The organism is Sphingomonas jeddahensis, from assembly GCF_001981525.1.
Taxonomy (GTDB): domain Bacteria; phylum Pseudomonadota; class Alphaproteobacteria; order Sphingomonadales; family Sphingomonadaceae; genus Sphingomonas; species Sphingomonas jeddahensis.
In genome coordinates, this window is sequence record NZ_MPSB01000004.1 from 221,979 (window position 1) to 238,465 (window position 16,487).

At 65.0% G+C, this 16,487-nt stretch carries 18 protein-coding genes; 10 read left to right on the forward strand and 8 right to left on the reverse strand.

Translation table 11 applies throughout. The features are described 5' to 3' along the window. Positions 1–32: 32 nt before the first annotated feature. The gene (locus tag SPHI_RS06835) at positions 33–2,864 is read left to right on the forward strand and encodes a M16 family metallopeptidase (protein WP_076744137.1); all 2,832 of its coding nucleotides are present in this window, start codon (positions 33–35) and stop codon (positions 2,862–2,864) included. After that, the gene (locus SPHI_RS06840; RefSeq protein WP_076744138.1) at positions 2,864–3,163 is read left to right on the forward strand and encodes a hypothetical protein; all 300 of its coding nucleotides are present in this window, start codon (positions 2,864–2,866) and stop codon (positions 3,161–3,163) included. The genes SPHI_RS06835 and SPHI_RS06840 overlap by 1 nt, the downstream gene beginning before the upstream one ends. 94 nt (positions 3,164–3,257) lie before the next feature. Here the strand turns inward: SPHI_RS06840 and SPHI_RS06845 are convergent, their stop codons facing one another. The 7 genes from SPHI_RS06845 to SPHI_RS06875 form a co-directional block, all read right to left on the reverse strand. Further along, positions 3,258–3,773, reverse strand: coding sequence for an SRPBCC family protein (locus tag SPHI_RS06845; protein ID WP_076744139.1), 516 nt, complete (start codon positions 3,771–3,773; stop codon positions 3,258–3,260). Continuing rightward, positions 3,770–4,267, reverse strand: coding sequence for a VOC family protein (locus SPHI_RS06850; RefSeq protein WP_076744140.1), 498 nt, complete (start codon positions 4,265–4,267; stop codon positions 3,770–3,772). Before SPHI_RS06850 ends, SPHI_RS06845 begins: the two co-directional genes overlap by 4 nt. A 123-nt stretch (positions 4,268–4,390) precedes the next feature. After that, positions 4,391–5,164, reverse strand: coding sequence for a VOC family protein (locus SPHI_RS06855; protein WP_076744141.1), 774 nt, complete (start codon positions 5,162–5,164; stop codon positions 4,391–4,393). Positions 5,165–5,179: 15 nt separating this feature from the next. Further along, positions 5,180–5,893: a DUF1428 domain-containing protein gene (locus SPHI_RS15480; RefSeq protein ID WP_076744142.1), complete on the reverse strand. Its 714-nt coding sequence runs from the start codon at positions 5,891–5,893 to the stop codon at positions 5,180–5,182. After that, a complete protein-coding gene (locus SPHI_RS06865) occupies positions 5,890–6,585 on the reverse strand; it encodes a glutathione S-transferase family protein (RefSeq protein WP_076744143.1) in 696 nt (231 codons plus the stop codon). Before SPHI_RS06865 ends, SPHI_RS15480 begins: the two co-directional genes overlap by 4 nt. Before the next feature lie 125 nt (positions 6,586–6,710). Beyond that, on the reverse strand, positions 6,711–6,941 hold the full coding sequence (locus tag SPHI_RS06870; protein WP_076744144.1) for a DUF4287 domain-containing protein: 231 nt from the start codon (positions 6,939–6,941) through the stop codon (positions 6,711–6,713). A gap of 13 nt (positions 6,942–6,954) precedes the next feature. Then, positions 6,955–7,389, reverse strand: coding sequence for a VOC family protein (locus tag SPHI_RS06875; RefSeq protein ID WP_076744145.1), 435 nt, complete (start codon positions 7,387–7,389; stop codon positions 6,955–6,957). Between the two features lie 35 nt (positions 7,390–7,424). On the opposite strand from SPHI_RS06875, the gene SPHI_RS06880 reads away from it, so the two are divergent. Genes SPHI_RS06880 through cobT form a run of 5 tightly spaced genes read left to right on the forward strand, consistent with a single transcriptional unit; the run spans position 7,425 to position 11,718 of the window. Continuing rightward, a complete protein-coding gene (locus SPHI_RS06880) occupies positions 7,425–8,132 on the forward strand; it encodes a winged helix-turn-helix transcriptional regulator (RefSeq protein ID WP_332888905.1) in 708 nt (235 codons plus the stop codon). Between the two features lie 46 nt (positions 8,133–8,178). Next, positions 8,179–9,183, forward strand: coding sequence for a cobaltochelatase subunit CobS (gene cobS / locus SPHI_RS06885; protein WP_076744147.1), 1,005 nt, complete (start codon positions 8,179–8,181; stop codon positions 9,181–9,183). A 47-nt stretch (positions 9,184–9,230) separates the two neighbouring features. Beyond that, on the forward strand, positions 9,231–9,509 hold the full coding sequence (locus tag SPHI_RS06890; RefSeq protein ID WP_076744148.1) for a type II toxin-antitoxin system Phd/YefM family antitoxin: 279 nt from the start codon (positions 9,231–9,233) through the stop codon (positions 9,507–9,509). After that, a complete protein-coding gene (locus SPHI_RS06895; protein ID WP_076744149.1) occupies positions 9,509–9,895 on the forward strand; it encodes a type II toxin-antitoxin system VapC family toxin in 387 nt (128 codons plus the stop codon). The genes SPHI_RS06890 and SPHI_RS06895 overlap by 1 nt, the downstream gene beginning before the upstream one ends. Next, entirely contained in the window at positions 9,895–11,718 is a 1,824-nt protein-coding gene (cobT, locus tag SPHI_RS06900; RefSeq protein WP_076744150.1) for a cobaltochelatase subunit CobT, read from the forward strand. Before SPHI_RS06895 ends, cobT begins: the two co-directional genes overlap by 1 nt. Positions 11,719–11,789: 71 nt before the next feature. Here the strand turns inward: cobT and SPHI_RS14945 are convergent, their stop codons facing one another. Further along, entirely contained in the window at positions 11,790–11,933 is a 144-nt protein-coding gene (locus tag SPHI_RS14945; protein ID WP_158049639.1) for a hypothetical protein, read from the reverse strand. A gap of 313 nt (positions 11,934–12,246) precedes the next feature. Between SPHI_RS14945 and SPHI_RS06905 the strand changes: the two genes are divergently transcribed. The 3 genes from SPHI_RS06905 to SPHI_RS06915 all read left to right on the forward strand — a co-directional run bounded on the left by SPHI_RS06905 (position 12,247) and on the right by SPHI_RS06915 (position 16,417). Then, entirely contained in the window at positions 12,247–13,551 is a 1,305-nt protein-coding gene (locus SPHI_RS06905) for a UDP-glucose dehydrogenase family protein (protein WP_076744151.1), read from the forward strand. Next, on the forward strand, positions 13,548–14,000 hold the full coding sequence (locus tag SPHI_RS06910; RefSeq protein ID WP_076744152.1) for a VOC family protein: 453 nt from the start codon (positions 13,548–13,550) through the stop codon (positions 13,998–14,000). Before SPHI_RS06905 ends, SPHI_RS06910 begins: the two co-directional genes overlap by 4 nt. Before the next feature lie 113 nt (positions 14,001–14,113). Further along, positions 14,114–16,417, forward strand: coding sequence for an FtsK/SpoIIIE family DNA translocase (locus SPHI_RS06915; RefSeq protein WP_076744153.1), 2,304 nt, complete (start codon positions 14,114–14,116; stop codon positions 16,415–16,417). The last annotated feature ends 70 nt before the right edge of the window (positions 16,418–16,487 follow it).

Consider the following 16,487-nt stretch of genomic DNA (forward strand, 5'->3'; position numbering starts at 1 on the left):
GGCAAGGCATTGAAGGAGTTGCCCTGTTGCGTTTGTCGATCCACTTGGCTGCGAGCGTCGCGGCCGTCGCGCTCGTCCCTTCCGCTTTCGCCCAGCCATCCGTCGCCACCGCCAAGCCGGCGCCGGTGGCCGATCTCGTCCGTGCGATCGACATTCCCTATGAGCAATTTACCTTGCCCAATGGCTTGCGCGTGGTGGTGCATACCGATCGCAAGGCACCGGTCGTCGCGGTATCGGTATGGTATGACGTCGGATCGAAGCACGAGCCGGCGGGCAAGACCGGCTTTGCGCATCTGTTCGAGCATTTGATGTTCAACGGCAGTGAGAATGCGCCGGGCGATTTCTTCGAGCCGCTGAAGCAGGTCGGCGCGACCGATCTCAACGGCACGACCTATTTCGATCGCACCAATTATTTCGAAACGGTGCCGACTGCCGCGCTCGAACAGGCGCTGTATCTGGAAAGCGACCGCATGGGGTGGCTGACCGGCGCGATCTCGCAAGCGGTGCTCGACGAGCAGCGCGGGGTTGTCCAGAACGAGAAGCGGCAGGGCGATAACCAGCCTTATGGTCTGGTCCGCTACAAGCTGATCGAAGGCGTGTTTCCGGCCGATCACCCTTACGGCCACAGCACGATCGGCTCGATGGCGGATCTCGACAAGGCCAGCCTTCAGGACGTGAAGGACTGGTTCCGCGATCACTACGGCCCCAACAATGCGGTGCTGGTGCTGGCCGGCGACATTGACGTGGCGACCGCCAAGCAACTGACCGCCAAATATTTCGGGCCGATCAAGCGCGGGCCGGAGAGCGTCGCGCCAGAGGCCGCAGTGCCAATGCTCGCGCAATCCAAGGCCGAGGTGATGAAGGACCGCGTCGCCGCGCCGCTGGTGGTGAAGAGCTGGCCGGTGCCGGGGCTGAACGATCCCGCCGCACCCGCACTCGAGGTGGCGGCATCGGTGCTTGGCGGGCTCGCCAGCTCGCGTTTCGACAATGCTTTGGTCAAGGGCGACAAGACCGCGGTTCAGGTGAGCGCGGGCTATTCCGATTTCGCGCAGGTCGGCACCTTCACGATCCAGGCCGTTGTTCGCCCTGGTGTCGATCCCGCGATCGTGTCGAAGCGGCTGGACGAGTTGGTCGCAGAGTTCGTCAGGAACGGGCCCACTGCCGACGAGGTGCAGCGCACGTTGACCACCAACGTCTCGCGGCGGATCGGCGGGCTGGAGTCGGTCGGCGGCTTCGGCGGCAAGGCGGTCGCGCTGGCCGAAGGCGCGCTCTATTCGGGCGATCCGGGCTTCTACAAGAAGCAGCTCGCGGCGCTTGCCGCGCAGACCCCAGCGAGCGTCAAGGCGGCGGCGCAGACGTGGCTGACACGGCCGAACTACAGCCTCACTGTCATGCCGGGCGAACGCGACGCCTATGACGAGGCACAGGTGCCGCCGCCCGCGAAGGAAGTGAACGCGCCTGAGGTGGCGGCGAAGGGCACGCGCGAACCGATGCCAAAGGTCGGCGAAGTCGGCGCGCTCGCCTTCCCGGCCGTGCAGCGCGCCAGGCTCTCCAACGGGGTGGAGCTGGTCTATGCCCAGCGCGGCACCGTGCCGATCACGCAAATGGTGGCAAGCTTTGACGCCGGCACCGCGGCGGATGTCGCCGACAAGCTTGGCACGCAGGCCATGACGCTGGCGATGATCGACGAGGGCACCAAGAGGTTCAACTCGATCCAGCTCGCCGAGGCGAAGGAGCGGCTCGGGCTCGACATCTTCACCGGATCGTCAGCCGATCGCACCACGGTCAGCTTCCGCGCGCCGAGTGCCAATCTGGCGCCGTCGCTCGCCATCTGGGCGGACCTGCTGCGCGCGCCGGCGTTCCCGGAAAGCGAGCTCGGCCGCGTCCGTACCCAGATGCTGACGCAGATCGCCCAGGAACTGACCGATCCCGAAGGGATCGCAGAGCGTATCGTGCCGCCGATCCTTTATGGCGCGGGCCATCCTTACGCCAAGGACCGCGGCAGCGGCGATGCGGCGGCGGTGCGGGCGCTGACGCGAGCGGATCTTGTCGCGTTCCAGAAAGCGTGGCTGCGGCCGGACAAGGCCAAGATCTTCGTGGTCAGCGATCGGCCGATGGCCGAGGTGCAAGCCGCGCTCGACGCCGCACTCGCCGGCTGGAAGGCCGAAGGCACGGCCGGCACCAAGGTCTTCCGCGAGGATCGCTCATTGCCGGCGCCGCGCATCGTGCTGGTCGATCGGCCGGATTCGCCGCAGTCGCGCATCACCGGCGCCTTGCGCACCGGGTTGCGCGGCACGCAGGATCTGCTGCCGGTGATCACCGCCAACGATGCGCTCGGCGGCGATTTCCTTGGTCGCATCAACATGGATCTGCGCGAGACCAAGCATTGGTCCTATGGGGCGTATGGTGGCTTTCAGCGCCATGCCAATGCCGCACCCTATCTGATTAACGCGCCGGTGCAGGCGGACAAGACCGGCGCTGCCATTGCCTCCATGCGCAGCGAGATCAGCGCGTTCGTTGGCGCCAAGCCAATGACCCAGGCCGAGTTCGACCGGACGATGACCGGCGCGACTCGCTCGCTTGCCGGCAATTTCGAGACTTCCGGCGACGTGCTCGGGGCGATGCAGGCCAACGACCTGTACCAGCGCCCCGACGATTATTATGCCACGATCACGCAAGCCTATCGCACGATGACCCGCGATCAGCTGAACAACGCGATCCGTAGCGTCATCGACCCCAATCGTTTCGTCTGGGTGGTGATCGGCGACGCCAAGGCGGTCCGCCCGCAGCTTGACACCGTCGGACTGCCAGTGGACCAGTTGAGCGCCGCGTCCGTTGCGGGCGCCCCCGAGGAGAGAAAATGATGGCCGGAGTTGATGGCACCTACGACGTCGTGGTGAAATCGCCGCTGGGCGACCAAAAGTCCACGCTCACGGTGAAGAGCGACGGCAACAGCTTCACCGGCACCAATTCGGGCGCGATGGGATCGAGCGACGTGTCGGGCGAGGTCAACGGCAACACGCTGACCTGGAAGCAGCAAATGACCGTGCCGATGCCGATGACGCTGGACATGAACGTGACGATCGACGGCGACACGGTAAACGGCACCGTCGGCGCCGGCGCGTTCGGCAGCTTCCCGCTGACTGGCACCCGGGTGGGTTGAAGCTTACTCCTCCCGATCCCTGATCAGGGAGGAGCCTTCACCTGAGCCACTTCGTCATGCCGGGCTTGTTCCGGCATCCAAGGTGCCGCGTACCTCAAGCTTGAGCGTTCGCGGAACACTGGACCCCGGCACAGGGCTGGGGTGACGACGCGCTATTTGTTGTGGTCACCATTCTCGCGACCACTTCTTCCAATTGGTCCGTCGCGGCGTTCCAGCCGGCCTCGAAGCCCATGGCGGCATGCTGGTCGCGTGCTTCGGGCGTCCAGTGGCGCGCGACGGCGGTATAGCGAGTCTTGCCGCCCTCGTCGGTGAACTCATCGATCCGCACCATGAACGGCCCGGCCGGTACCCAGCCGGCCTGAAAGGCATCGGTAGAAACGATCCGCTGCTGCGGCACCACCTCCAGATAAACGCCCTCGGACGGCATCTCCTCGCCATTGGGGCCGCGCATCACCATCGCGCTGCGGCCGCCGGTGCGTAGATCGTTTTCGAGCAGCTCAACGGTCCAGGGGCGCGGCACGAACCATTCCGCATAATGTTCGGTCCACGCCTGCCAGACGATGGCGGCGGGCGCGTCGATGATGCGTTCGATCTTCAGTTCGTGGCTCATGCTATTGTCTCCCCTGCACGGGCGCGCTCGATGGTGGCGATGTCGATCTTCGTCATGGTCATCATCGCTTCCATGGCACGCTTGGCCGCGGCGCGGTCGGGATCGGCCATCGCCGCCATCAGCGCGCGCGGGGTGATCTGCCAGGAGAAGCCCCAGCGATCCTTGCACCAGCCGCACGCGCTCTCCGCGCCGCCGTTGTCGACGATGGCGCTCCAGTAACGATCCGTCTCCTCCTGGTCGTCGGTCAGCACCATGAAGCTGACGGCTTCGTTGGGCGTGAAGGTCGGCCCGCCGTTGAGGCCGAGGAAGGGGCGGCCGAGCACGGTGAACTCTACCGTCAACTCGCCGCCCGCGGCCATGGAGGGATTGTCGGCGGGCGAATTCTGCACCGCGCCGACATGGCTGTCGGGGAACAGGCCGGCATAGAATGTGGCTGCCTCGCGCGCTTGGCCGAGATCGAACCAGACGCAGGTGATAAGCTTGTCGGTGGTCATTGTTTTCCGTCCTTTGCTCCCCTCCCGCAAGCGGGAGGGGTTGGGGGAGGGCCTGTCCGCGAGGGTATGGCGTGGGCGTTGGACAGGCCCACCCCTAGCCCCTCCCGCAAGCGGGAGGGGACTTCAGTTGCCTGGCGCCGCGACGCCGAACATCGCGCCTTGCGGATCGGTGGCGACGATGATCATGTCGCCGCCGGGCACCTCCATCGGGCCAGCGTGGATCGTGCCGCCACCGGCTTTCACCTTGGCGGCGGCTGCCTCGATGTCGGGTGCGCGGAAGTAGAACAACCAGCCGGGTGGCTGCAGGCTCACCTTCATTGTCGCGCCGAACACGTCGTCGCCGACCGCAGCGAAGACATAGTCGCCCATGTCATCGGGCATCTCCATCTTGTCGGGGAAGGTCCAGCCGAACACATCGGCATAGAAGGCGTTGCCGGCCGCGTGATCCGTCGTGGACAGTTCGTGCCAATTGCACTTGCCCATGCCGGTCCGCTCCCACGAACGGCTTGGCTGGTCAGATTCGCCGCGCATCACGTAGAAGGGATTGTTCTGCGGATCGGCGAGCATCGCCATGCGGCCGACGCCGGGCATATCGAAGGCGGGAAGATGGACGCTGCCGCCAGCCGCGGTGATCGCCGACACCGTTGCATCAACATCGTCGACGCCGATGTAGAACAGCCAGGTCGGCTTCGCGCCGCCGGCAACCATCGCCGGCGACAGGTGCATCATCCCGCCGACAGCCTCGCCGCTGCCGGTTTCGATCATTCGGTAGTCCAAGTCGCCATTGGGCTTGGGGCCGATGCGCCAGCCGATCACATCGTCGTAGAAAGCCTTGGAAGCATCAGGATCCGTAGAAAGCAGCTCGTACCAGATCGGTGTGCCGTGCGGATTGCGCATCCTTTCTCTCCCGAATCAGCGATCGACGACGGGCACGAAGCCGCCGAACATCATGCGCTTGCCGTCGAACGGCCGATCACCGCTGCCCATCAGCCGCTCGTCTCTCATCAGCTTTTCCCAGGCGATGTCACGCACCTGCTTGGACGGCCATTCGATCCATCCGAAGGCGACCGTTTCGCCGTCCTGCACATGCGCGGCGCGGCGGAAGTCGGTGACCTTGCCGTCGGGCACGTCGTTGCCGAAAGTGTCAATCACGCGGGTTGCGCCATGTTCGAGGAAGGCCGCGCCGGAGGTTTGCGCGAAAGTGCGATACGCGTCCTTCTTGTCGGCCGGAACCGGCACGACGACGCCATCGATATAGCCGCAGATGCCGCCATCGCCGGCCTGGTGCAGCAGTTCGAAGCCGGCGTAGATCATGCGTTTGCCGTCGAACGGCATCTCGCTCATGTTTTCCATGCGCGGATCGTTCATCATCTTTTCGCCAGCGGAATCGCGCGTCGCCTTGTCGGGATATTCGACCCAGCTGAACAGGACGGTCTCGTCATCCTTGGCCTGGACCGCGCCGTAGAGGTCGTTCACCTCGCCGCGGGGGACGTCGTCGCCCCAACCCTCAACCATGCGCTTGACGCTGAATTCCTTGAACAGGTCGAGCGCGCCCTCGGCATGATCGATGTAGCGCTGCTTGTTGGCGGTCGGCACCGCGACCACGAAGCCGTCGACATAGGTCATGCCGCTTCTCCCTGCTTGTCGAGCCACGCTTGTATTTCGGGCGGCGGCGATCCGGTGAAGCCTGCCATCTGATCGGCAAGCGCGCGCTGGAACGCGGGACGGGCGGTGCCGCGCGCGACATAAGCGGCCAAATTGTCGTAGCGATCGAGGAAGCCATCGTCGGCGAGAATGCGCAGCACCGCGACCATCAGCAGGTCGCCAGCGGTGAATTCGTCGCCATCGAGCCATTGCCGGTCGCCGAGCCGGCGCGATAATTCGCCGAACCGCTCATGGATACGCTGCTCCACCGCCGGTAGGCGCGGCTTGGACCAGGGCTCGCCCGCCTCGAACAGGGTGGCAATGGCGTGATCCATGATCGGCGGCTCGACGCTGTTGAGCGCGGCGAACATCCATTCGATCGTGCGGGCGCGCGCGCCCGGATCGGCCGGGAGCAGCTTGCCGTGCTTCTCGGCGATGTGCAGCACGATCGCGCCGCTCTCGAACAAGACGAGATCGCCGTCCTCATAGGTCGGCACCTGCCCGAAGGGCTGGCGTTGGCGGTGCTCGGGGTGCTTCTGGCGGCCCTGCGTCAGATAGAGCACGTCATAGGGCTGGCCGACTTCCTCCAGCGCCCAGCGGACGCGCAAGTCGCGGACCTGCCCCTCGGCGAAGGGCGGCACCCAATCGAATGCGGTGATCGTCGGTTTCGACATCTCTCTCTCCTTCACTCCCCTCCCGCTTGCGGGAGGGGTTGGGGTGGGCATTCCTAGCAATACGATGGGGTGAGGTTCGTTGGCCTCGCACCCCCGACCCCTCCCGCAAGCGGGAAGGGAGATGGTCAGGCGTCGCCTTCCTTCTTCAGGCCCTTGAGCAGCGCGACCACCGCCATGGCGTGGCCGTGGCCTAGGCCCAGGTCCGCCTTCAGCGTGTCGACGATCGCCATCGGCTTGACGCCGGGCGCGAGCGTGTCGCCGGCGGTCCAGCCCTTCTCTGCGCCCATCGCGCGCAGGTCGGCGGGGTTCTTACCGGTCTTCTTCTCGATCGTGTCGAGATAAGCCTGGAACGACATTCGCTCTCTCCGATCAGGCGGTAACGGTTTCGGGCTGGCCCATGGTCTCCGCGGCGGCGGCCATGTCCATGAACATGGGTTCCCAAGTGTGGCCGTCGAGATCCTCGAAGGCGCGGCTGTACATGAAACCCATGTCCTGCCGTTCGCGCGTCTCGCGGCCGCCGGCATAGATCGCAGCTTCGGTGATTGCGTCCACCTCCTGGCGGCTGTCGCGCGAGATGCACAGCAGCACGCCGCTGGTGGTGCGCGCGTCGATCAGCGCCTTGTCGGTGAAGGTACGATAGAAAGCGGTGTGGAGCAGCATCACGCTGATGCTCTCCGACCATTCCATCGCCGATGCCTGTTCGTTGGAGAACATCGCGTTCTTGGTAAAGCCCAGCGCCTCGTAGAAGGCGGTCGCCTTTGCGACGCTAGTCACCGGCAGGTTCACGAAGATCATCTTGGTCATGCGAAACGCTCCGTTTGCGACTCGATGCTTGAGTTTTGTGCCCGAGGAGGTTATTAAAAACAACCATGAAGTTAGAAAAGGTGACGAAGCGTTGGTACGACGATGCTTGCGGTACGGCGCTGGCGATGGAGCTGGTGGGGGAGCGCTGGTCGCTGCTGATCGTGCGCGAGTTGATGTTCGGCGCGCGGCGGTTCGGTGAGCTGAAGGCGGCGCTGGGCGGGATCAGCGCCAACGTGCTGACGCAGCGCCTGGAGGGCATGGAGGCGGCGCATATCCTTCGTCGCAAGAAGTTGCCGCCGCCTGCCAATGTGCAGGTCTATGAACTGACGTCCTGGGGATATGAGGCGGAAGGCGCGATCAAGGCGCTTGGCGCGTGGGCCGCGCGCTCGCCCGATCACAATCCGATGCTGCCGCTCTCGGCTGCATCGATGATGCTGTCGCTGCGGACGATGATTGATGTTGCGAAAGCACGCGAGACGCAGGGAATGACGGTTGGCTTCACGTTCGGGCTTGAGTCGTTTGTGGCGCGCCTGGTCGATGGCGACCTGCCGGTCGTTCGTGGCACGGGCGCGGCGGACGTGCATTTTGCCACCTCGCCACGGATCATGGCCAATATGATCTACGGCAAATGGCCGATTGAGGAGGCCGAGGCGGCCGGCGAGCTGGTGTTCAGCGGGAACCGTGATTTGGCTCGCCGGTTCATCGACCTGTTCCGTTTGCCGGCGAAAGCAGAGGTTGAATAACGGTCCGCAAGCCGCCTAAGGCTTTTGTATTACTTTCGAGGCGCGCATGACCGATATCCCCAACACGCTTCCCGACAGCCGCGAGACCACCATCCTGGACGCGCCCGATAAGATGGTGAGCGTGCGCGAGATGTTCGGGATCGACAGCGACATGCAATGTCCCGCGTTCAGCGAGGCGGACGAGCGGGTCCCCGATCTCGACCCCGCTTATGTGTTCGACGCGGACACCACCATGGCGGTGCTGGCCGGCTTCGCGCACAACCGTCGCGTGATGGTGCAGGGCTATCACGGCACCGGCAAGTCGACGCATATCGAGCAGGTGGCGGCGCGGCTGAAATGGCCGTGCATCCGCATCAACCTCGACGCGCACATCAGCCGCATCGACCTGATCGGGCGCGATGCGATCGTGCTCAAGGATGGGCAGCAGGTGACGGAATTCCGCGAGGGACTGCTCCCCTGGGCGTTGCAGACGCCGACCGCCTTGGTGTTCGACGAATATGACGCCGGCCGTCCCGACGTGATGTTCGTGATCCAGCGCGTGCTGGAGACCGAGGGCAAGCTGACGCTGCTCGACCAGAATCGCGTGATCCGCCCGAACCCGCACTTCCGACTGTTCGCCACCGCGAACACGGTCGGCCTGGGCGATACCAGCGGGCTGTATCATGGCACGCAGCAGATCAACCAGGGCCAGATGGACCGCTGGAACATTGTCGTCACGCTGAACTATCTGCCCGCCGCGACCGAGGCGAACATCGTGCTCGCCAAGTCGGGCGAATATGACAAGCCCGAAGGCAAGAAGCAGGTCGAGGACATGGTCCGCGTGGCGGACCTGACCCGCAAGGGCTTCATCAACGGCGATATCTCAACCGTGATGAGCCCGCGCACCGTCATCACCTGGGCGCAGAATACCTTGATCTTCAAGGATGTCGGCTTCGCGTTCCGCCTGTCGTTCCTCAATAAGTGCGACGAGGCGGAACGCCCGCTGGTGGCGGAATATTACCAGCGCGTGTTCGGCAAGGACCTGCCCGAAAGCGTGGTGGGGAAGGCTTGATCGACTAAGTGGACTAACCTACTTAGTCCACTGTCGGGGAGACAGTGATGGCCAAAGCGGATCCGCAGAAGACGTTCAACGTCCACGAGGCGAAGACCCACTTCTCCAAGCTCATCGAGCGCGCGCATGCCGGCGAGGAGATTATCTTGGCCAAGGCGGGCGAACCATGGGCGAAGCTGGTGCCGTATGCGGAGGCCGGAAAGGTGCGCCGCAAGCCGGGCGGATTGACGCTGTCCGGGCCGCTCGATCTCGCCGGCTTTCTTGAGCCGCTGCCCGAAGAGGATCTCGCATATATCGACGATCGGCTGCCGGAAGATCGCGTCTAATGGCGTATCTGCTGGATACGGTGGCCGTGTTGCGCTGGTGGGCGGATCCGTCCGGTCTCGGAGCGTCGGCGCGCACGATTCTGGAAGAAAGCGACGACCCGATTTTCCTTAGCGCAGTGAGCGTGTGGGAAATCGCCAACAAGAACCGCATCGGCAAATTGCCGCAGATCGTCGCCTTCGCACAGAACTATCCGGTGTTGCTGAGGGACAGCGGCTTCAGAAGCCTTGAGCTGACCGATGACCATGCGTTGCGTGCCGGCAATCTCCCCGGCGCGCACCGTGACCCGTTCGACCGCCTTATTGCCGGGCAGGCGCTGGTCGACCACCTCACCGTGATCACCAATGATCCTCAAATCGCCGCCTTCGGCTGCAAGGTACTCTGGTAATGGCCACCGAAACCCCGCTCGATCGCTTCAAGAACGTCCTGGGTGGCGCTTCGCGCGCGCTGTCGGACGAGCAGGAGGTCGAACTCGCCTTCACTGCCGATGCGCCGTCGCAATCGGGCAAGCATCTCAAGGTGCCGATGCCGGCGCGCAGCATGCCGGCGGAGCAGGTGGCGGAAGCGCGCGGATTTGCGGACAGTTTCGCGCTGCGGCTGAAGCATCACGATACCGCCCTCCACGCGCGCGGCGCGCCGCAGGAGGCGGTGGCGCGCGCCGTGTTCGATGCCGTGGAGGGCGCACGGGTCGAGGCGCTCGGCAGCCGCGGCTATCGCGGCATCACCGACAATCTCGCGCATGCGCTGGATGTGAAGCTGCGCGCCGATCCGATCACCCGCGCGCGCACTCGCGAGGAGGTGCCGTTGTCGACGGCGCTTGGCTTGATGGTGCGCGAAGCCTTGACCGGGGAGCAGTCACCGGCCGCCGCGGCGTCCGGCCTCGCATTGGTGCGCGAGTGGATTGCCGAGCGGTCGGATCTTTCCAGCCTGTCGCTCGCGCTTGACGATCAGCGCGCGTTCCAGAGCCTGGCGATGAAGCTGCTCGAAGATCTCGAGCTGGTCGAGGGTGATCAGGTTCCCGAAGAGACGGACGAAGGCGGCAACGAGGACGAGGGCACCGACAGCGAACAGCAGGACGAGGGGGAAGAAGGCGAGAGCCAGGATGGCGAGGGCCAGGCCGAGTCCGACCAGCGCGGCGAGCAGCGCGAATCGGAGGACAGCGAAGGAGAGGGGCAGGAACAGGGCGAGGAAAGCTTCGACGATCTCGACGGTGAGCCGGGGGACGATGGCGAGGAGGGGATGCAGCCGGTGCGTCCGAACCGCCCGCCGGCGGACTTGTCTCCGCACTTCGACTATAAGGCATGGACGACGCAATTCGACGAGGTGATCGCCGCGACCGAGCTGTGCGACCAGGACGAACTGGCGCGGCTGCGCTCCTATCTCGACCAGCAGCTTGTGCCATTACAGGCGGTGGTGTCGCGGCTTGCCAATCGGCTGCAACGGCGGCTGATGGCGCAGCAGAACCGATCGTGGGATTTCGACCAGGAAGAAGGGCTGCTGGACGCGGCGCGGCTGGCGCGGGTGGTGATCAACCCGATGCAGTCGCTATCGTACAAGATGGAGAAGGACACCGAGTTCAAGGACACGGTGGTGACGCTGCTGATCGACAATTCTGGCTCGATGCGGGGCCGCCCGATCTCGATCGCGGCGATCAGTGCGGATATTCTTGCGCGTACGCTTGAGCGGTGCGGGGTGAAGACGGAGATCCTTGGCTTCACCACGCGCGCGTGGAAGGGCGGGCAGAGCCGTGAAACATGGCTCGCGGCCGGCCGCCCGCCGCAGCCGGGGCGCCTCAACGACGTGCGCCATATCGTTTATAAACAGGCGGACGAGCCATGGCGTCGCGCGCGCAATTCGCTGGGTCTGATGATGCGCGAAGGGCTGCTCAAGGAGAATATCGACGGCGAGGCGTTGCTATGGGCGCACAACCGGCTGATCGCGCGACCCGAAGAGCGGCGTATCCTGATGGTCATCTCCGATGGTGCGCCGGTCGATGATTCGACGCTGTCGGTGAACACCGGATCGTATCTGGAGCGGCACCTGCGGCAAGTGATCGATTGGATCGAGCGCAAGTCGCCGGTCGAGCTGATCGCGATCGGCATCGGCCACGACGTGACGCGCTATTACAGCCGCGCGGTAACGATCATGGATGCCGAGCAGCTCGGCGGGACGATTATCGAGCAATTGGCGGCGCTGTTCGACACGGCTTGATGGTGCGTTTTCGCGACGCGGATGCGTCCAGAGGCAGGGAAAGCGCCGCTAGCGGGCGCCCTGCACGCCTCTTAGTGGCCGTAGCGCTTGATGCCGCGGCGGCGCAGCTTTTCCCGTTTGCGCCGCGTCCAGACCCTGCCCAAAACTGGCAGCGCGATGGCTACGATCAGGCCGATCAGCCCATAAGCAATCAGTTCGCGGCCCATCTCAATCACGTTTCAACATCCCGATGATCAGCGTTGCCAAGGCAGCGTCCGGTTACCGAAGCCGACCTTGAGCACGAGCGAACAGGCGATGCAAGTTAGTTCGCGTCCTTTTTGGCGCGTCTTTTCATAGAGATGCAAGGCGCACTCAATCGTCGCCAATATGGCTGTCGCGCTTCTCTGCCTGCCTCCGGAAAGTTAACAGAAGCTGAACGTTTTGGCTCGTCGCCTTGTAGTTGACCGCTGCGTTGTGGTCGGTGAATGGCACGGTTAAGGGGCAGGCCCGTCGCGGTTGGCCAAATCGCCGGACGAAAAGGGGACTTCAATGCGCATCACGATGATCGGTTCGGGCTACGTCGGCCTGGTATCGGGCGCCTGCTTTGCCGATTTCGGACATGCGGTGTGCTGCGTCGACAAGGATTCCGCCAAGATCGATGCGCTGCACGCCGGGCGCATGCCGATCTACGAACCCGGTCTGGAACAGCTCGTCGCCGGCAATGTCGCGGCTGGCCGGCTGACCTTCACCACCGATCTCGCCGCCGGCGTTGCCGGGGCGGACGCGGTGTTCATCGCGGTTGGCACCCCGTCGCGCCGCGGCGATGGTCATGCGGACCTTTCCTATGTCTATGCCGCCACCGAAGAGATCGCGCGTGCCGCGACCGGCCCGCTGGTGGTGGTGACCAAGTCGACCGTACCGGTCGGCACCGGCGACCGGGTCGAGCAGATCCTGCGCGACACCCGGCCGGACATCGAATTCGCGGTTGTCTCCAATCCCGAGTTCCTGCGTGAAGGCGCCGCGATCGGTGACTTCAAGCGCCCCGATCGCATCGTCATCGGCACCGATGATGCGCGCGCCCGCGAGGTGATGAGCGAAGTATATCGTCCGCTGTACCTGGGCGAGAGCCCGATCATGTTCACCGGCCGGCGCACGTCCGAGCTGACCAAATATGCGGCGAATGCGTTCCTTGCGACCAAGATCACCTTTATCAACGAAATGGCGAACCTGTGCGAGGCGGTCGGCGCCGACGTGAAGGACGTCGCGCGCGGCATCGGCCTCGACAATCGCATCGGTCGCAAGTTCCTCCATGCCGGGCCTGGCTATGGCGGATCGTGCTTCCCCAAGGACACGCTGGCGCTGCTCAAGACCGCGGAGGATTTCGACACGCCGGTGCATGTCGTCGAGGCGGTGGTGAAGGTGAACGACGCACGCAAGCGGGCGATGGGGCGCAAGGTGCTGGCGACGCTCGGCGAGGATCCGCGCGGCAAGACGGTCGGCATCCTCGGCCTTACCTTCAAGCCGAACACCGACGACATGCGTGACGCGCCGTCGATCGCGATCGTGCAAAGCCTGATTGATGCCGGCGTGACCGTGAAGGCCTATGATCCGGAAGGCACGGAGATGGCCAAGACGGTGATGCCCGCCGCGCTGACCTATTGCACCAGCGCTTACGAGGCTGCCAAAGACGCCGATGCCGTCGCTATCGTCACCGAATGGGATGCATTCCGCGCGCTTGATCTTCAGCGATTGAAATCGATCATGGCCGCGCCAGTCCTGGTCGACCTGCGCAACATCTACGATCGCGACGACGTGGAGCGCGCGGGGTTCCATTATACGGCGATCGGCCGGTGAGCCGGCCGCGCATCGCGGGGCTGCTCGAAACCGCGCTCTATGTCGATGACATGGCGCGGTCGGTGCGCTTCTTTCGCGATGTGCTCGGCCTTGTGCCGATGATCGAAAGCGAGCGGCTGACCGCATTCGACGCGGGCCATGGCGGCGTGCTGCTGGTGTTCGCGCGGGGTCTCTCGATCGATGATGTCGCGGTACCCGGTGGCACGATCCCCGGCCATGACGGCGATGGCCCGCTGCACATGGCCTTTGCCATCGGTGCCGACGATTGCGACAGGTGGCGCGCGCACTTCGCCGCGCACGATGTAGCGGTGACTCACGAAGTCACCTGGCCCGCCGGCGGACGGAGCCTGTATTTCAACGATCCCGACGGCCATGTGCTGGAGCTCGCGACGCCGGGACTGTGGAAAAATGACGCCGATCGCCCGGCAGGCGGGCAAGGCGTGCCTTAACCGACACACTGGTCGGCGAACGGCACCGCAGCGCGCCCGCCTGCTTGACGCCGGACTCGCCGGGGCAGAATATCCGCCGGCTCATTTCAGGACAGTATCGGGGGCGTTGAAGCATGGCGAGCAGGGCGCAACCGTCCTTGTGGCGCGAGACGGTGAAGGCAGGGGCGGTGCGCAGTGGCGCGCTGGCAACCGCCATCACATTGTTCGTGGCCACCGCGCTGATGGCGCTCGCACTGGCGAGCTATCGACCGGGTGACAGCGCGCTCAACACCGCCTCGGGCGCCGCCACCGGCAACCTGATGGGGGTGCCCGGCGCATGGTTTGCGGATCTGGCGCTCACGTTGTTCGGCCCGGCCGTGGCGCTGTTGCTGCCGATCGCCCCGATCGTCGCCTTGCGGCTGTGGCGCGATCAGCCGGCGGGCGCTTGGAAGCGGATGCTGCGCCAGGCGGTGCTTGGCGTCGCGCTGATGGCGGTGGCACTCGCCTGTGTCTCCGACGATGCGGTGTTGGCGCTGCCGTTCGGCTGGGGCGGTGCGGTCGGGCTGGGCGGCGTCGCGGCTGCGCGCTGGACGCTGGCGTTCGCCAACAATCCGCAAGTGACCTGGTGGAGCATCATTGCGCTCGGCATCGTCACCGGCCTTGCCGGCGCGATCGTCTGGGGCCGCAGCCTGGAGGTCGATCTGCCACGCGGCTGGCTGCCACGCCGCCGCCCGCGCCTGGCGTTGCCGGGAGCGGACGATGCGTGGGAGGGTGAGGAGGAACCCGCCGACCCGCCGCGCAAGGGGATCGAACCGCGCGCAACCGCGCTGCCCGACACACGCCCCGCGCCCGTCATCAACGATCGCGCCGCGCCGCCCGCCACCGGCACGACGACCAAGGAACCCCGCCAGACCAAGCTGGCCCTGCGCGACGATTACGAGCTGCCGACGCTCGATATGCTGACGCCATCGCCGCCCTCGCAGAACGCGGCGATCGACAAGACCGCGCTGGAGCGCAATGCGCGCCTGCTCGAAACCGTGCTCGACGATTTCAACGTCAAGGGCGCAATCGTCGAGGTTCGCCCCGGCCCGGTCGTGACGATGTACGAACTGGAGCCCGCACCCGGCATCAAGGCGACCCGAGTCATCAGCCTCGCCGACGACATCGCGCGCAACATGAGCGCGATCTCCGCGCGCGTCGCGACCATCCCCGGCCGCACCGTGATCGGCATCGAACTGCCCAATGCGAAGCGCGAGACGGTGTCGCTGCACGAGCTGATCGGCAGCCAGGCGTTCGAGGACCAGAATGCCTCGCTGCCCGTCATTCTGGGCAAGAACATCGCCGGCGACGCGGTGATCGCCGATCTCGCGCCGATGCCGCACCTGCTGGTGGCGGGTACCACCGGATCGGGCAAGTCGGTCGGCCTCAACGGCATGATCCTGTCGCTGCTCTATCGGCTCACCCCCGATCAGTGCCGCATGATCATGATCGATCCCAAGATGCTCGAACTGTCGATGTATGACGACATTCCGCATCTCCTCTCCCCGGTCGTCACCGATCCGGCCAAGGCGGTGCGTGCGCTGAAATGGGCGGTCGAGCAGATGGAGGATCGCTATCGCCAGATGTCCTCGCTCGGCGTACGCAGCCTGGGCGGCTTCAACGACAAGGTTCGCGCGGCCAAGGCCAAGGGCACGCCGCTCGGTCGCAAGGTCCAGTCGGGCTGGGACGAGAATGGCCGTCCCGTCTATGAGGAGGAGCAGCTCGATTATCAGGTGCTGCCGCAGATCGTCGTAATCGTCGACGAGCTGGCCGATCTGATGATGACAGCTGGCAAGGAAGTCGAATTCCTGATTCAGCGGCTTGCGCAAAAGGCACGCGCCGCTGGCATTCACCTGATCATGGCCACGCAGCGCCCGTCGGTCGACGTCATCACCGGCGTCATCAAGGCCAACCTGCCGACCCGCATCAGCTTCCACGTCACCTCCAAGATCGATTCGCGCACCATCCTGGGCGAGCAGGGCGCCGAGCAGCTGCTGGGGAAGGGCGACATGCTCTACATGCCTGGCGGCAAGGGCATCGTGCGCGTCCACGGTCCGTTCGTCAGCGACGAGGAAGTGCAGCGGGTGACGGACCATTGGCGCTCGCAGGGGGTGCCGGATTACATCTCCTCCGTCACCGAAGAGCCCGAGCAGAGCTTCGAGATCGAAGGCGCGCCGAGCGGCGAGGACTCAGCCGAGGACCAGCAGTATCGCGCTGCGATTCAATTGGTGTGCGAAAGCCAGAAGGCATCGACCTCGTGGCTGCAGCGGCAGTTGCGGATCGGCTACAATTCGGCCGCACGACTGATCGAGCGGATGGAGAAGGACGGCATCGTCGGGCGGCCGGATCACGTGGGCCGGCGCGAAGTGCTGCGCGATGCCGAGGGGCATGCAATCTGAGAGTGAGACAAGCCGCCCCGATGAATCCTTCCCGCCAGGGGGAGGTGGCGCCGAAGGCGTTGGGGGGGGA

Excerpts from the sequence above, each read along its gene's own strand:
- SPHI_RS06845 (WP_076744139.1), bottom strand. The coding sequence starts at position 3,773 with ATGAGCCACGAACTGAAGATCGAACGCATCATCGACGCGCCCGCCGCC.
- cobT (WP_076744150.1), top strand. The coding sequence starts at position 9,895 with ATGGCCACCGAAACCCCGCTCGATCGCTTCAAGAACGTCCTGGGTGGC.
- SPHI_RS06915 (WP_076744153.1), top strand. The coding sequence starts at position 14,114 with ATGGCGAGCAGGGCGCAACCGTCCTTGTGGCGCGAGACGGTGAAGGCA.
- SPHI_RS15480 (WP_076744142.1), bottom strand. The coding sequence starts at position 5,893 with ATGACCTATGTCGACGGCTTCGTGGTCGCGGTGCCGACCGCCAACAAG.
- cobS (WP_076744147.1), top strand. The coding sequence starts at position 8,179 with ATGACCGATATCCCCAACACGCTTCCCGACAGCCGCGAGACCACCATC.
- SPHI_RS06895 (WP_076744149.1), top strand. The coding sequence starts at position 9,509 with ATGGCGTATCTGCTGGATACGGTGGCCGTGTTGCGCTGGTGGGCGGAT.
- SPHI_RS06905 (WP_076744151.1), top strand. The coding sequence starts at position 12,247 with ATGCGCATCACGATGATCGGTTCGGGCTACGTCGGCCTGGTATCGGGC.
- SPHI_RS06890 (WP_076744148.1), top strand. The coding sequence starts at position 9,231 with ATGGCCAAAGCGGATCCGCAGAAGACGTTCAACGTCCACGAGGCGAAG.
- SPHI_RS06840 (WP_076744138.1), top strand. The coding sequence starts at position 2,864 with ATGGCCGGAGTTGATGGCACCTACGACGTCGTGGTGAAATCGCCGCTG.
- SPHI_RS06850 (WP_076744140.1), bottom strand. The coding sequence starts at position 4,267 with ATGACCACCGACAAGCTTATCACCTGCGTCTGGTTCGATCTCGGCCAA.
- SPHI_RS06865 (WP_076744143.1), bottom strand. The coding sequence starts at position 6,585 with ATGTCGAAACCGACGATCACCGCATTCGATTGGGTGCCGCCCTTCGCC.
- SPHI_RS06870 (WP_076744144.1), bottom strand. The coding sequence starts at position 6,941 with ATGTCGTTCCAGGCTTATCTCGACACGATCGAGAAGAAGACCGGTAAG.
- SPHI_RS06875 (WP_076744145.1), bottom strand. The coding sequence starts at position 7,389 with ATGACCAAGATGATCTTCGTGAACCTGCCGGTGACTAGCGTCGCAAAG.
- SPHI_RS06855 (WP_076744141.1), bottom strand. The coding sequence starts at position 5,164 with ATGCGCAATCCGCACGGCACACCGATCTGGTACGAGCTGCTTTCTACG.